General features: G+C 74.1%; 14 protein-coding genes and 1 tRNA gene. 10 read left to right on the top strand and 5 right to left on the bottom strand.

What is annotated here, in order from left to right; all coding sequences use genetic code 11:
- The first annotated feature begins 651 nt into the window (after window positions 1-651).
- The 3 genes from MW084_RS12715 to ispF all read left to right on the top strand — a co-directional run bounded on the left by MW084_RS12715 (window position 652) and on the right by ispF (window position 2,699).
- Entirely contained in the window at window positions 652-1,134 is a 483-nt protein-coding gene (locus MW084_RS12715; RefSeq protein ID WP_010472787.1) for a CarD family transcriptional regulator, read from the top strand.
- Between the two features lie 340 nt (window positions 1,135-1,474).
- Window positions 1,475-2,215 (top strand): 2-C-methyl-D-erythritol 4-phosphate cytidylyltransferase, encoded by a 741-nt coding sequence (gene ispD, locus MW084_RS12710; protein ID WP_029553652.1) that lies wholly within the window; start codon window positions 1,475-1,477, stop codon window positions 2,213-2,215.
- Entirely contained in the window at window positions 2,205-2,699 is a 495-nt protein-coding gene (gene ispF / locus MW084_RS12705) for a 2-C-methyl-D-erythritol 2,4-cyclodiphosphate synthase (RefSeq protein WP_010472792.1), read from the top strand. Before ispD ends, ispF begins: the two co-directional genes overlap by 11 nt.
- 85 nt (window positions 2,700-2,784) lie before the next feature.
- Here ispF and MW084_RS12700 read toward each other — a convergent pair whose 3' ends face one another.
- A complete protein-coding gene (locus MW084_RS12700) occupies window positions 2,785-3,033 on the bottom strand; it encodes a DUF5133 domain-containing protein (protein WP_106428105.1) in 249 nt (82 codons plus the stop codon).
- Window positions 3,034-3,170: 137 nt separating this feature from the next.
- Here MW084_RS12700 and cysS point away from each other — a divergent pair, with 137 nt between their 5' ends.
- From cysS to MW084_RS12680, 4 genes are all read left to right on the top strand, one after another.
- A complete protein-coding gene (cysS, locus tag MW084_RS12695; protein ID WP_010472794.1) occupies window positions 3,171-4,571 on the top strand; it encodes a cysteine--tRNA ligase in 1,401 nt (466 codons plus the stop codon).
- 87 nt (window positions 4,572-4,658) lie between these two features.
- A complete protein-coding gene (rlmB, locus tag MW084_RS12690; RefSeq protein ID WP_010472795.1) occupies window positions 4,659-5,609 on the top strand; it encodes a 23S rRNA (guanosine(2251)-2'-O)-methyltransferase RlmB in 951 nt (316 codons plus the stop codon).
- 154 nt (window positions 5,610-5,763) lie between these two features.
- Entirely contained in the window at window positions 5,764-7,431 is a 1,668-nt protein-coding gene (locus tag MW084_RS12685; RefSeq protein ID WP_029553653.1) for a DoxX family membrane protein, read from the top strand.
- A 115-nt stretch (window positions 7,432-7,546) separates the two neighbouring features.
- The gene (locus tag MW084_RS12680; protein WP_010472797.1) at window positions 7,547-8,197 is read left to right on the top strand and encodes a helix-turn-helix domain-containing protein; all 651 of its coding nucleotides are present in this window, start codon (window positions 7,547-7,549) and stop codon (window positions 8,195-8,197) included.
- Here MW084_RS12680 and MW084_RS12675 read toward each other — a convergent pair.
- From MW084_RS12675 to MW084_RS12665, 3 genes are all read right to left on the bottom strand, one after another.
- Window positions 8,194-8,910, bottom strand: coding sequence for a nucleotidyltransferase family protein (locus tag MW084_RS12675; RefSeq protein ID WP_010472798.1), 717 nt, complete (start codon window positions 8,908-8,910; stop codon window positions 8,194-8,196). The genes MW084_RS12680 and MW084_RS12675 overlap by 4 nt on opposite strands.
- 49 nt (window positions 8,911-8,959) lie before the next feature.
- The gene (locus MW084_RS12670) at window positions 8,960-9,376 is read right to left on the bottom strand and encodes a hypothetical protein (RefSeq protein WP_010472800.1); all 417 of its coding nucleotides are present in this window, start codon (window positions 9,374-9,376) and stop codon (window positions 8,960-8,962) included.
- A 195-nt stretch (window positions 9,377-9,571) separates the two neighbouring features.
- Window positions 9,572-10,708: an ABC transporter ATP-binding protein gene (locus MW084_RS12665; RefSeq protein WP_010472802.1), complete on the bottom strand. Its 1,137-nt coding sequence runs from the start codon at window positions 10,706-10,708 to the stop codon at window positions 9,572-9,574.
- Between the two features lie 182 nt (window positions 10,709-10,890).
- On the opposite strand from MW084_RS12665, the gene MW084_RS12660 reads away from it, so the two are divergent.
- From MW084_RS12660 to MW084_RS12650, 3 genes are all read left to right on the top strand, one after another.
- Window positions 10,891-10,964: transfer RNA gene (locus MW084_RS12660), tRNA-Thr, on the top strand.
- Between the two features lie 142 nt (window positions 10,965-11,106).
- On the top strand, window positions 11,107-11,313 hold the full coding sequence (locus MW084_RS12655) for a hypothetical protein (protein WP_010472805.1): 207 nt from the start codon (window positions 11,107-11,109) through the stop codon (window positions 11,311-11,313).
- Between the two features lie 94 nt (window positions 11,314-11,407).
- Complete coding sequence (locus MW084_RS12650; RefSeq protein WP_010472806.1) at window positions 11,408-11,881, top strand: GNAT family N-acetyltransferase; 474 nt, start codon at window positions 11,408-11,410, stop codon at window positions 11,879-11,881.
- A 28-nt stretch (window positions 11,882-11,909) separates the two neighbouring features.
- Here the strand turns inward: MW084_RS12650 and MW084_RS12645 are convergent, their stop codons facing one another.
- Window positions 11,910-12,908, bottom strand: coding sequence for a zinc-binding dehydrogenase (locus MW084_RS12645; RefSeq protein ID WP_010472807.1), 999 nt, complete (start codon window positions 12,906-12,908; stop codon window positions 11,910-11,912).
- Window positions 12,909-13,207 lie beyond the last annotated feature (299 nt).

Genomic DNA, 13,207 nt, shown 5'->3' with positions numbered 1-13,207 from the left:
GATCATGAGGGCGGTGGCGGCGAGGGCGCCGCGTCGAAGGCTGCGGCTCACGGCGGCGGCAACTCCTAGACGTACGGACTGGAGGACGGGCACGTTCGGTGGAACGGGTGCGACCTCCCCGGACCGGACCGGCAGGACCGGATCGGAGGCGGTCGGCGGCCTCAGGTTACCGACCCCGTGTCACGGCCCCGCACCCGACCCGCCTTGTGCCGCCTCCGGCCTCCCGGCGGCGCCCGCCGCACCCGGCGCCGGCCGGCTTACCGGTGCGTACGCATAACCGCGCTTGATCGATTTTTCGCCGCTCACACATTCCCCACGGAAAAGCCACCTGTGATCAATTCGGGAAAGCGGCCCGGCATCCGCCCGTGCGGGTGACCGACAACCGAACGGAGTACGGGAACCGGACGCCGTCGAACTCGACAAAACGGGATGTTCCGCCTGTGTGAAGGTCACCCGGACGGCCGTACCCGGGCCGTCCCGGGTCGCACCCGAAGCCGCTCCGACCTGCGAATACCTTTCCGCAGGGGGTCGCCGCAGCACGTCCGCGGCGCTGTTGTCAAGCCCCGAGATATGCTCTGACCTGCGGAAACGCCATTCAGAAGAGGCTGTATCCGTGTTACCCTGGATAGCCACGGAAGGGGTACCTGTCACATGACGTTCAAGGTTGGCGACACCGTGGTCTATCCCCATCACGGGGCCGCGCTGATCGAGGCCATCGAAACTCGTCAGATCAAAGGCGTGGACAAGACCTACTTGGTGCTCAAGGTCGCCCAGGGTGACTTGACGGTACGTGTCCCGGCGGACAACGCGGAGTTCGTCGGCGTACGCGATGTGGTCGGCCAGGACGGGCTGGACCGGGTCTTCGAGGTGCTCCGCGCACCGTATGCCGAGGAGCCCACGAACTGGTCCCGCCGCTACAAGGCGAACCTCGAGAAGCTCGCCTCGGGCGATGTGATCAAGGTCGCCGAAGTGGTGCGCGACCTGTGGCGCCGCGAGCGCGAGCGCGGTCTCTCCGCTGGAGAGAAGCGCATGCTCGCGAAGGCGCGTCAGATCCTCGTCAGCGAGCTCGCGCTCGCGGAGAACACCAACGAAGACAAGGCCGAGACCCTGCTCGACGAGGTCCTCGCGTCCTGACGCCCCGGCTCCCGGGGCCCGGCGCGGCCGTACTCGCCGCAGGGGTCCGATCGGGGTCCTGAGCGCCGAACGCCGGAGCGGGCCACACCGTGTGCGGTACGTCACCGTGCGGTACTCCTCACACGGCGGGAAGCGGTGACCATAGCCGCGGTGCCCGGTGACATGCTGTCAGTCCACAGCTTCGTCGCCGGGCACTGCGGCATGTCCGCGTCCTTCTGGCGGTCGGCGACCGGGCGACTCGTTCGACCGGGGTCACGGAAGGGTTCCGGTCAAGGGGTCGCGTCCGCGCTGTGGCCATACCCATGTCGGCCGAGTGAACAAACCTGCCGGAGTGCAACCGATGTCAGACGCAGCACCCTCCGCCCGCACCGCGGCGGTCATTCCCGCCGCAGGTCGAGGCGTACGGCTCGGACCGGGCGCCCCCAAGGCGCTCCGCATGCTGGGCGGCACCCCGATGCTGATCCACGCGGTGCGGGCCATGTCCGCCTCCCGCGCGGTGTCCCTGGTCGTCGTCGTCGCGCCGCCGGACGACGTCGCGGGCGTGCGGGCGCTCCTCGACGAGTACCCGGTGCCCGACCGCACCGAGGTCCTCGTCGTCCCCGGCGGCGCCACCCGCCGGGAGTCCGTGCGGCGCGGCCTGGACGCCCTGCCCGACCGGGTCACCACCGTCCTGGTGCACGACGCCGCCCGTCCCCTGGTCCCGGTCGACACGGTCGACGCGGTCGTCGAGGCCGTACGGGACGGGGGCGCGGCCGCCGTCGTCCCGGCCATGCCGCTCGCCGACACCGTCAAGGAGGTCGAGCCGGCCGGCGACGGCGCACCCGAGCCCGTCCTCGGCACGCCCGAACGGGCCCGGCTGCGTGCGGTGCAGACGCCCCAGGGCTTCGACCGCGCCACCCTCGTGCGCGCCCACGCGGAGGTCACCGGTGAGGTCACCGACGACGCGGGCATGGTCGAACGGCTCGGCGTCCGGGTCGTCGCCGTACCCGGCCACGAGGAGGCGTTCAAGGTCACGCGGCCGCTGGACCTGGTGCTGGCGGAGGCCGTCCTGGCGCGCAGGAGGGTGAACGATGGGTTCTGAGGGCTTCTTGCTGCCGCTGGTCGGCGTCGGCACGGACGTCCACGCCTTCGAGCGCGGCCGCGAACTGTGGTGCGCCGGCCTGCTCTGGGAGGGCGAGGAGTACGGCCTGGCCGGGCACTCCGACGGCGACGTGGCCGCCCACGCGGCGTGCGACGCGCTGTTCTCCGCCGCCGGACTCGGCGACCTCGGCGCGCACTTCGGCACGGACCGGCCCGAGTGGTCGGGTGCGTCCGGCGTCGCCCTCCTGTCGGAGGCGGCGCGGATCGTCCGGGCGGCGGGCTACGAGATCGGCAATGTGGCGGTGCAGGTCATCGGGGTGCGGCCGAAGATCGGCAGGCGCCGCGCCGAGGCACAGGAGGCTTTGGGGGCGGCGGTGGGCGCCCCGGTCTCGGTGTCCGGAACCACCACCGACGGGCTCGGGCTGACCGGCCGGGCCGAGGGCCTGGCCGCCGTCGCCACCGCGCTGGTGGTGCGGCGGCCGTAGGGGTTTTCCCGGGCGGGGCCGCGGGCCCCGCTCCGGTCCGGGCGGGTGCGGCCCTGCGTCCCGCCCGGACCGGAGCGGCGGGGCGTCAGGCCGCGAGTTCGGTGCGGGCCGCCTCCAGGGCGGGGGACGCGGTGGTGCCGGCCGGCTCGGCGAGGAGGGCGTCGGCGGTCGCCAGGGCGTCCTCGACGCAGGTGGTGCCGGTGGCGACGCACAGCGTGTAGGTGACGTCGTCCAGGCGCTGCTCGAGCCCCTTCTCGCCGCGGCTGTGCGCGATGCGCAGGTCCGCGTAGCGGGCGAGCAGGGAACGCAGGTAGCGGGGATCGGGTGTCAGCACGGTGCAGACCTCCATCGATGGGCCGGGACCGCGCGCCTACCCCGTCTTCGATCAAGCATGCGCGGAACCCGGAAAAAGGGATCGCGGTCCTGAACCGGAGGGTGTGGGAACCGGTGGCCGCCCACTACTCTGGAGCGGTGACTATTCGGCTGTACGACACCAGCGCCCGGCAGATCCGCGACTTCGTCCCCCTCAAGCCGGGGTGCGTCTCGATCTACCTGTGTGGCGCCACCGTGCAGGCCGCCCCCCACATCGGGCACATCAGGTCCGGGCTGAACTTCGACATCATGCGCCGCTGGTTCGCCCACCGCGGCTACGAGGTCACCTTCGTCCGCAACGTCACCGACATCGACGACAAGATCATCGCCAAGGCCGCCGACCAGGGCCGCCCGTGGTGGTCGATCGGGTACGAGAACGAGCGCGCGTTCAACGACGGCTACCGCGTCCTCGGCTGCCTGCCGCCCACCTACGAGCCCCGCGCCACCGGGCACGTCACCGAGATGGTCGAGATGATGCGCGGCCTCATCGAGCGGGGGCACGCCTACGAGGCGGAGGGCAACGTCTACTTCGACGTGCGGTCCTTCCCGGGCTACCTGGAACTGTCCCGGCAGGACCTGGACGACCTGCGCCAGCCGTCCGGCGAGGGGGAGACCGGCAAGCGCGACCCGCGGGACTTCGCCATGTGGAAGGCCGCCAAGCCCGGCGAGCCCAGCTGGGAGACGCCCTGGGGGCGGGGCCGGCCGGGCTGGCACCTGGAGTGCTCGGCCATGGCCCACAAGTACCTGGGCGAGGTCTTCGACGTCCACGGCGGCGGCCTGGACCTGGTGTTCCCGCACCACGAGAACGAGATCGCCCAGGCCAAGGCGTACGGCGACGAGTTCGCCCGGTACTGGGTGCACAACGCCTGGGTGACCATGAGCGGCGAGAAGATGTCGAAGTCGCTCGGCAACTCCGTCCTCGTCTCCGAGATGGTCAAGCAGTGGCGCCCCGTCGTCCTGCGCTACTACCTCGGCACCCCGCACTACCGGTCGATGATCGAGTACAGCGAGGAGGCCCTGCGCGAGGCGGACGCCGCGTACGCGCGGATCGAGGGCTTCGTCCAGCGGGTCGTCGAGAAGGCCGGCCGGGTCGTCGAGCCCGCGGCCGAGGTGCCGCCGGCGTTCGCCGAGGCCATGGACGACGACCTGGGCGTCCCGCAGGCGCTCGCGGTCGTCCACAACACGGTCCGGCAGGGCAACAGCGCGCTGGCCGCCGACGACAAGGACACCGCCACCGCCCGGCTCTCGGAGGTCCGGGCGATGCTCGGGGTCCTCGGCCTGGACCCGCTCGACCCGCACTGGGCGGGTGAGGCCGACGCGGCCCAGGACCTGCACGGCGTCGTCGACAGCCTCGTGCGGATGGTCCTCGAGCAGCGGGAGGCGGCCCGCGCCCGCAAGGACTGGGCCACCGCCGACGCGCTCCGCGACCAGCTCGGGCAGTCGGGTCTCGTCATCGAGGACGGCCCGGACGGGCCTCGCTGGACGCTCGGCGCCCGCTGACGCACTCTTGAGGTGCCGCCCGGCCCGGCCGGGCGGCACCTCGCACACGTACGCACGACTTGAAGTTTGACGACAGACAGGTAGACCATGGCCGGGAACAGCCAGCGCAGGAACCGCCGCACCAGCAACAAGAAGGGCGCGACGGTCGGCAGCGGTGGCAACCGGCGCCGCTCCCTCGAGGGCAAGGGCCCGACGCCGCCCGCGCACATGCGCAAGGGCCACACGAAGAACCGCATCGCCAACGCCAAGGCCAAGCAGGCCGCGCGGCGCCCCGTCGCCCGGCGCGGCGGCAAGGGCCAGTCCGAGATGGTCGTCGGCCGCAACCCGGTCTACGAGGCCCTGCGCGACGGCGTCCCCGCGACCACGCTGTACGTCCAGCAGTTCATCGACAACGACGAGCGGGTGCGCGACGCCCTGAAGCTCGCGGCCGACCGGGGCGGCATCCACCTGATGGAGGCCCCGCGCGCCGAGCTCGACCGGATGACCAACGGCCTCAACCACCAGGGCCTCGTCCTCCAGGTCCCGCCGTACGAGTACGCGCACCCGGAGGACCTGGCCGCCGCCGCGTACGACGAGGGCGAGGAGCCGCTGATCGTCGCCCTCGACGGCGTCACCGACCCGCGGAACCTCGGCGCGATCGTCCGGTCCGTTTCGGCATTCGGCGGGCACGGTGTCGTCGTCCCGGAGCGTCGCGCCGCCGGCATGACGGCGGGCGCGTGGAAGACGTCCGCCGGCACCGCGGCCCGCACGCCCGTCGCCCGGGCCACCAACCTGACGCGTGCCCTGGAGGCGTACCAGAAGGCCGGGCTGACCGTCGTCGGCCTCGCCGCCGAGGGCGAGACCGAGGTCGGCGACCTGGAGGCGCTGGAGGGTCCGGTCGTCATCGTCGTCGGCAGCGAGGGCAAGGGCCTGTCCCGGCTCGTCGGGGAGACCTGCGACCACCTCGTCCGCATCCCGATGCCGGGCGGCGCGGAGTCGCTGAACGCGGGTGTCGCCGCAGGTGTCGTGCTGTACGAGGCGGCGCGCCGCCGCGGCTGACCGCCGCCGGTCCGCCGGACCGGGGGGCCGGGCACCGGCGGTGCCCGGCCCGCGCCGTCCGCCGCCCCCGCACGGGGACACGTCGCGATCTTGACGGGTCTCGGACATCCGGGAGGGGCCGGAGCAGTGTCCTAACGCGTCATCACTCGGTTAGATGACCGTGGACACCAGAACGCCCCGGCCCGGCTTCGACGATCAGCCTGCGCTGAACATGGTCAAGGTGCACAGCGACCCCGCCCAGGTCGTCGTGAACCACGCCAGTTTCCGGGTAGAGCTCCCCCCGGTCCCCAGGCCCCGGTTCGCCGACCCGGGCCGCGTCCCCGCCGTGAGCGGCGCGAGCCGGCGGCGGGCACCCGTCGTGTGGAGCGGCAAGTCCTCGCCCGGCGACCCCGGCGCGACCCGGCTCCTCCAGGCCGTGCGCGACTCCGCCGCCGTGGACACCCTCACCCGCACGGCGGAGGTCCCGATCCCGGACGCCGAGGAGGGCGCCACCCGGACCGTCCCGCGCGTCGACCGCCCCGGTGACGCGCTGCCGGTGCCCGCCGGCGGAGGGCGCCCGCCGGGAGCACCGCTGCTGCCGCCCATGCGGCGCGCCGAGGGCGCCTACGACCCGCGCCCCGAGGACGCCACCGGTCCCGTCGCCCGGTACGGGCCGGCGTACGGCACGGACCACGCCCCGGACCGGGACGGCGACCGGTACGAGGACGACCGGTACGACGGCGACCGGTACGACGAGGAGGACGGCGAGGCGTACGCCGAGGACTCCGCCGCGCACCACCGCCACGCCTACTACCCCGACCGCCGGATGAACCTCGGGGTCGTGCTGCTGCCCCTGCGGGTCTTCCTCGGCCTGGTCTCCGTCTACGCCGGCATGGGCAAGCTCTGCGACCCCGTCTACTTCGACGGGGGCGAGCGCGGCTCGCTGGTCCGGTGGCTCACCTCGCTGGACCCGTGGCCGCTCGCCGAGCCCCTGCGGGACTTCGCCCTGGCCCACCCGGTCGGCGCGGGTCTCGGGGTGGCGTTCACCCAGGTCGTCGTGGGTGTCCTCACCGTCCTCGGGTTGTGGCAGCGGGTCGCCGCCGCGTTCGGCGCGCTGCTGTCGGCGGCGCTGCTGCTGACGATGAGCTGGCGGGCCGTACCGGTGTACGAGACGCCCGACGTCATCTACCTCGCCGCCTGGTCGCCGCTGCTCATCGCGGGTGCGCCCGTCTACTCCGTCGACGGCCGCCTCGCGGGCGAGGCGTGGCGGACGCTCGGGCCGCGCGCCGAGCTGTGGGAGCTGCGCCGCCGCGTCCTGCGCCGCGGCGCGGTCGTCGCGGCCGTGGTGGCGGGGCTGACGCTGCTCGTCGGCTCGGTGCTCGGCGCGGCCGTGCGCTCCTCCGACCTGATCACCGTGCCCGGTCCGGACGACGACCCCACGAACCACCTGCCCGGCCGGCCCCTCCCCGAGGAGCCCGCGGAGAGCGGGGCCGCGAGTGCACCGGCGGAGGAGCCCGAGCCGTCCGAGCCGTCCGAGTCGGCGCCCCCGTCCGAACCGGCCTCCCCGAGCGAGAGCCCCACGGCCGGCCCGGAGGCGGAGGCGGAGCCGACGTGGGAGAGCGGCCGGGCCGAGGAGGAGCCCGCCCCCACGCAGGGCGCCGGCGAGGTCTTCCAGGAGCCCGCGCCCGAACCGCCGCCGGTTACCAGCGCCGGCCCCACGTCCGGCAGTGACGGCTCCGGTGACGACGGCTTCGGCCCGAGCGGTACGGAGGACGGCTCGTCCGGCGGCTCCTCCGGCGGCACGGGCGGCAACCGCAACCCGCTGGGCGGTCTCCTGGGTTGACCGGGGACTTCCCCGGGAGCCGCCGGACCGGGGCGGCCACCGCACTCGGTGGCCGCCCCGTCCGCTTCCCGGAAACGGCAACGCCGATTGCCCCCGCCGGGAGGGCCGGGATCCAATGACGGGCATGCGCCACGAGACGCCAGAGCACCGGGCCGCGCGGCGGCCGGCCCCCTCCGCCACGCACCCCGCCGCCGTGACGCGGGCCCTCGCCGGGGTCGGGCCCCGGCTGAGGGAGCTCCGGCGGCGGCGCGGGGCGACCCTCGGCGAACTGTCCGACGCGACCGGGATCTCGCGCAGCACCCTCTCCCGGCTGGAGACCGGCCTGCGGCGGCCCACGCTCGAACTGCTGCTGCCGCTCTCCCAGTTCCACCAGGTGCCGCTTGACGAGCTGGTCGGCGCGCCCGATGTCGGGGACCCTCGCGTACGGCTCAAGCCGCGTACCGTGCACGGCTCGACCGTCGTGCCGCTCACCCGGCAACCCGGCCCGCTGCAGACGTACAAGATGGTCGTCCCCGCGTCCCGGGCCACGCCCGACCCGCGCGTCCACGAGGGCCACGAGTGGCTGTACGTGCTGGCGGGCCGGTTGCGGCTGGTGCTCGGCGACCACGACCTGGTGCTGGGCTCCGGAGAGGCCGCCGAGTTCGACACGCGGGTGCCGCACTGGTTCGGCAGTACCGGGGACGGCCCGGTGGAACTGCTCAGCATCTTCGGCCGCCAGGGCGAGCGGATGCACGTGCGGGCGCGGACGCGCCGCGACGCCGGCTAACCGCCGTGCGCGGCCAGCTCCCTGGCGGCCTCCGTGAGGTCCTTCGCCGTGTCGATGGCCCGCCAGTAGGCGCCCTGGGGCAGCGGGAACCCGGCGAGGCGCCGCTCGCGGGCGAGCCGCGGGAAGGTGGTCCGCTCGTGGTCGCCCCGCTCGGGCAGCAGGTCGCGGAAGGCCGCGGAGAACACGTACACGCCCGCGTTGATCAGGTACGGCGAGGGGGGCGCCTCGATGAAGTCGGTGATGTGCCCGAACGCGTCGGTCTCGACGGCGCCCCAGGGGATGCGGGGGCGGGCCAGGGCGAGCGTGGCGGTGGCGTCGCGTTCGGCGTGGAATCCGGCCATCTCGCGCAGTGAGAACCGGGTCCAGATGTCGCCGTTCGTCGCGTACCAGGGTTCGTCGGGGTACGGCAGGCGGGCCGCCGCGTACTTCAGGCCGCCGCCGCGGCCCAGCGGCTCCTCCTCGACGACGGTGGTGACGTGCAGGGGCGGTTCGGCGTCGTCGAGCCACCGCTGCAGGACGTCGGCGAGGTGGCCGCAGGAGACGACCGCGTGGGTCACGCCTTCGGCGGCCAGCCAGGACAGTTGGTGGCCGATGATCGGGGTCCCGGTGCCCGGGATCTCGACCATCGGCTTGGGGCGGTCGTCGGTGTAGGGGCGCAGGCGGGACCCCTGGCCGCCCGCCAGGACCACGGCCTGCGTCGGAGTGGTGTGCATACCGGGCACGATAGGCGTGCCGCGGCACCGGCGGGACGCGCTCGGCCGCTCAGCTCGCGGAGGCGACGCCGCCGGCGAAGGAGGTGTCGCAGACGGGCCGGGAGTAGGACTGCGCCTCGGTCGGCCCGTAGACGCGGACGGCGGCGGCGCCCAGGTCCCGGGCGATCGACGCGCAGTGCCTGGCGAGGGACGGGCTGTCCTCCACGGCACGCTGGAGGTGGGTCAGGGCGACGCCCGGGTCCTCGCGTTCCAGCTCGGCCACGAGCCGGTCGCGGAGCAGGTCCTGCGGGGTGCGCGACTCGGCCGGGCGCACCGGTGCGTGCCCCGTGGAGGCGGTCAGGAGCTGGGTGTCGGAGCGCTGGCCCGTCCAGGGCACGCTGGAGACCGCGAGCGTGCCGGAGAGGACCAGGACGACGGGCAGGACGAGGGCGAGGGAGCGGCCGATGCGGCGTGCTGTCTGGTTCACGGGGGCGAGCGTAGCGCTCGGTGAGGTTTCGAGGACGCTCGGTCACTCTGATGAGGGAGGCTTCTCCGCTCTCCCGCATGCGGTGTGTTGACGAGCCCCGCCCGGAACGCCCGGCCGGAGTCCGCCTCCCGGTGTGCGGGCGGGGCGGTACGGCTCCGCGCGGGGCACGCGGAGCCGTACCGGCGGTCGGCGGGGTCAGTCGCTGAGGCGCTCGCCCGTGGAGGTGGAGAAGACGTGCAGCTCGCCCGGGCGCGGGACGACGTGCAGTTCGGAGCCCTTCTCCGGGACGGAGCGGCCGCCGACGCGGACCACGAGGTCCTTCGGCTCGCCGCCGACGAGGGCGGAGCCGTACACGTACCCGTCGGCGCCGAGCTCCTCGACGACGCTGACGGAGACGGCGAGGCCGGCCGGGGCGGAGGCGTCCTCGGCCAGGGCCCGGGCGGCACCCGCGCCCCCGTGCTCGACGACGTCGAAGTGCTCGGGCCGGACGCCGACCGTGACGGTCGTGTCGCCCCTGGCGGTGGCGGCGGCGAGGGCCTCGCGCGAGACGGGGACGACGCTGTTGCCGAAGGTGACGCCGCCGTCCGTGATCGGCACCTCGACCAGGTTCATGGCGGGGGAGCCGATGAAGCCGGCGACGAAGAGGTTGGCGGGGCGGTCGTACATGGTGCGTGGGGTGTCGACCTGCTGGAGCACGCCGTCCTTGAGGACGGCGACGCGGTCGCCCATGGTGAGGGCCTCGACCTGGTCGTGCGTGACGTACACGGTGGTGATGCCGAGGCGCCGCTGGAGGGAGGCGATCTGCGTGCGCGTGGAGACGCGGAGCTTGGCGTCGAGGTTCGACAGCGGTTCGTCCATGAGGAACACCCGCGGCTGGCGGACGATGGCGCGGCCCATGGCGACGCGCTGGCGCTGGCCGCCGGAGAGCGCCTTCGGCTTGCGGTCCAGGTACTCGGTCAGGTCGAGGATCCGCGCGGCCTCCTCGACCTTGCTGCGGATCTCCGCCTTGTCGACGCCGGCGATCTTGAGGGCGAAGCCCATGTTGTCGGCGACGGTCATGTGCGGGTAGAGCGCGTAGTTCTGGAACACCATGGCGATGTCCCGGTCCTTCGGCGGCAGGTGGGTGACGTCGCGGTCGCCGATGCGGATCGCGCCACTGTTGACGTCCTCCAGGCCGGCGAGCATGCGCAGGGAGGTGGACTTGCCGCAGCCGGAGGGGCCGACGAGGACGAGGAACTCGCCGTCCGCGATCTCGATGTCCAACCGGTCGACGGCGGGCCTGGTGCCGCCCGGATAGAGCCGGGTCGCCTTGTCGAACGTGACAGAAGCCATGGTGAGGGGTCCCTTCACCGGCAGGAACGTGCCGGACGATCCGAGTAAAGGAGGGATGTGTGCCGTGTCCACCCGGGTGGACTTCCCGTGACGCTACCCGCCGGGGCGGTCCCTGTCAGCGGTCGGGGTCCGGCGGAATTCCCGGCGTCGGCGCTCCGGCGGTTGGTTACACTGACGAGGCTGCCGCCTTAGCTCAGTTGGCTAGAGCGCTTGACTTGTAATCTTGAGGTCGTCGGTTCGATTCCGACAGGCGGCTCCCTCGGAGGACCTCCGGCCCGTGCGGCCGGGGGTCCTCCGCTTTCGGGGGTTCCGGGGCCCTGGGGTCCGGGGCCCCGGACGTGCGGCCCGGACGTGTGGAGGTGGGCCCGGTGTGGCCGGTGTGTCCCCGGTGCGAGCAGATGTTCGTCCAGGTGTACCGCTTCAAGGACAGCGGCGAGCCGTTCCTGCTGTGCTCGGAGTGCGACGCCTTCTGGTGGCCCGACGACGTGGTGGGCGGGGGGACGGCCCGGCTCCTCGACGACGTGGTGGCGGCGCGGCTGGGCGTCGCCCGGGACGCCGTGTGGGCGGGCCGCGCACGGGCGGACGTCCTGGAGCCCCAGGAGTGAGCGGGGCGGGTCCCCGGCCGTGCGCGGCGCGCGGGCGCGGATCCGGTGGGAGGACCCCTGGACCCCGGGGCGGGGNACGGGAGAGGGTGGGGGGATGATCCGCAGTGCCACCGAGGCCGACGTGCCCGCCGTCCATGCCATGATCCGCGACCTCGCCGCCTACGAGAAGGCGCTGCACGAGGTGCGCGCCACCGAGGAGCAGCTACGGGAGGCGCTGTTCGGGGAGCGGCCCGCCGCGTACGCGCACATCGCGCAGGACGAGGACGGCGAGGCGGTCGGCTTCGCGCTGTGGTTCCTGAACTTCTCCACCTGGCGCGGGGTGCACGGCATCTACCTGGAGGACCTGTACGTGCGCCCCGAGGCGCGCGGCGCCGGGTACGGGAAGGCGCTGCTGCGGGAGCTGGCGCGGATCTGCGTGGAGCGGGGGTACGAGCGGCTGGAGTGGTCCGTCCTGGACTGGAACACCCCGTCGATCGACTTCTACCGGGCCCTGGGCGCCCGGCCGCAGGACGAGTGGACCGTGTACCGGCTGACCGACGAGGCCCTGGCCCGGCTCGGGCGGGGGTAGCCCGGGGTCCGGCTCCGCGGGAGGGGCCCTACGGGACCAGGACCACCTTGCCCGTCGTGCGGCGGGTCTCCAGGGCGTGGTGCGCCCGCGCCGCCTCCCGCAGCGGGAACCGCAGGACGGCCGGGCGGAGGCGTCCGGCAGCGGCCTCCGCCAGGGCGCGGGTCTCCAGGGTGCGGACGTCGCCGCCCGCCCGGTCGAGCATGGCACGGCCGAGTACCTGCTCCGAGGTGATCCCCCGCTCGGCGAGCTCGTCCCGGGTGAAGGTGAGCGGCCCGCCGTCCCGGATGCCCCGGCTGGACCAGCCGAAGACGATGTGCCGGCCGCCCTCGCCGAGCAGGTCGACCGCCGCCCGCCCGGTCTCGCCGCCCACGGAGTCGTACACGACCGTCGCCCGCCGCTCCCCGAGGAAGGCGCGGGCCGACGACGGCCAGTCGGGCCGCGTGTAGTCGATCGCGGCGTCGGCGCCGCCCGCGAGGACGAGGGCCGTCTTCGCGGGGCCGCCCGCGAGGCCGAGGACGGTGGCGCCGGCGTTCTTCGCCCACTGGACGAGGAGCGTGCCGATCCCGCCCGCCGCGGCCGGGACGACGACGACGTCGTCGGGGCCGAGGTCGGTGAACTGGACGATCCCCATCATGGTGCGGCCGGTGCCGATCATCGCGACGGCCGCCGCCTCGTCGAGCCCCGGCGGGATCGCGTGGAGGCGGGCCGCGTCGGTGACGGCGAGTTCGGCGTAACCGCCGGGACCGGCGCCGAGGTGGGCGACGACGCGCCTGCCGAGCCAGGACGGGTCGGTGCCCTCGCCGAGCGCGTCGACCGTGCCGGCGACCTCGCGGCCCGGGACGGTGGGCAGCTCGGCGGGGCCGCCGAACGGGCCGGGCAGGCCCTCGCGCAGGGCCGCGTCGAGGAGGTGGACCCCCGCGGCGGCGACGGCGACACGGACCTGGCCGGGGCCCGGGGCGGGGTCGGGAACCTCCTCGTACGTCAGGTTCCCGGCGGGGCCGAAGGCGTGCAGGCGGATCGCGTGCATGGGGTTCTCCCGTCTCGTGCGCGGTGTGCACGCGACAGCCTTCGCCCTCAAGCATGGTCGAGGTCAAGGGCCGCCGTACGGCGACGGTGACCCGCCGGCGGGTCCTCCTGGTGGCAGGGGGTCCTTCCGGCGGCCGGGGTGCTCCCGGTGGCCGGGGGTCTCCCGTGACCGGGGTCCTCCTGGCGGTCGCGCCGCACCTACCGGCGTCCTGCCGTACNGGCNNNGCGTCCNGCGNGGGNCCNGGCCACTCCGCCCNCNTNNNNCANNCNNCNNNNGNNNANCNACNNNTGNANCNANCC

This window comes from Streptomyces sudanensis (assembly GCF_023614315.1).
Taxonomy (GTDB): Bacteria; Actinomycetota; Actinomycetes; order Streptomycetales; family Streptomycetaceae; genus Streptomyces; species Streptomyces sudanensis.
This window is presented reverse-complemented; position numbering and strand designations above follow the sequence as displayed.

What these genes read in the sequence shown, in the direction of transcription:
- rlmB (WP_010472795.1), top strand. Translation starts at nt 4,659, where the DNA reads ATGGCCGGGAACAGCCAGCGCAGGAACCGCCGCACCAGCAACAAGAAG.
- MW084_RS12680 (WP_010472797.1), top strand. Translation starts at nt 7,547, where the DNA reads ATGACGGGCATGCGCCACGAGACGCCAGAGCACCGGGCCGCGCGGCGG.
- MW084_RS12715 (WP_010472787.1), top strand. Translation starts at nt 652, where the DNA reads ATGACGTTCAAGGTTGGCGACACCGTGGTCTATCCCCATCACGGGGCC.
- MW084_RS12645 (WP_010472807.1), bottom strand. Translation starts at nt 12,908, where the DNA reads ATGCACGCGATCCGCCTGCACGCCTTCGGCCCCGCCGGGAACCTGACG.
- ispD (WP_029553652.1), top strand. Translation starts at nt 1,475, where the DNA reads ATGTCAGACGCAGCACCCTCCGCCCGCACCGCGGCGGTCATTCCCGCC.
- MW084_RS12650 (WP_010472806.1), top strand. Translation starts at nt 11,408, where the DNA reads ATGATCCGCAGTGCCACCGAGGCCGACGTGCCCGCCGTCCATGCCATG.
- MW084_RS12675 (WP_010472798.1), bottom strand. Translation starts at nt 8,910, where the DNA reads ATGCACACCACTCCGACGCAGGCCGTGGTCCTGGCGGGCGGCCAGGGG.
- MW084_RS12655 (WP_010472805.1), top strand. Translation starts at nt 11,107, where the DNA reads ATGTTCGTCCAGGTGTACCGCTTCAAGGACAGCGGCGAGCCGTTCCTG.
- MW084_RS12665 (WP_010472802.1), bottom strand. Translation starts at nt 10,708, where the DNA reads ATGGCTTCTGTCACGTTCGACAAGGCGACCCGGCTCTATCCGGGCGGC.
- MW084_RS12685 (WP_029553653.1), top strand. Translation starts at nt 5,764, where the DNA reads ATGACCGTGGACACCAGAACGCCCCGGCCCGGCTTCGACGATCAGCCT.
- ispF (WP_010472792.1), top strand. Translation starts at nt 2,205, where the DNA reads ATGGGTTCTGAGGGCTTCTTGCTGCCGCTGGTCGGCGTCGGCACGGAC.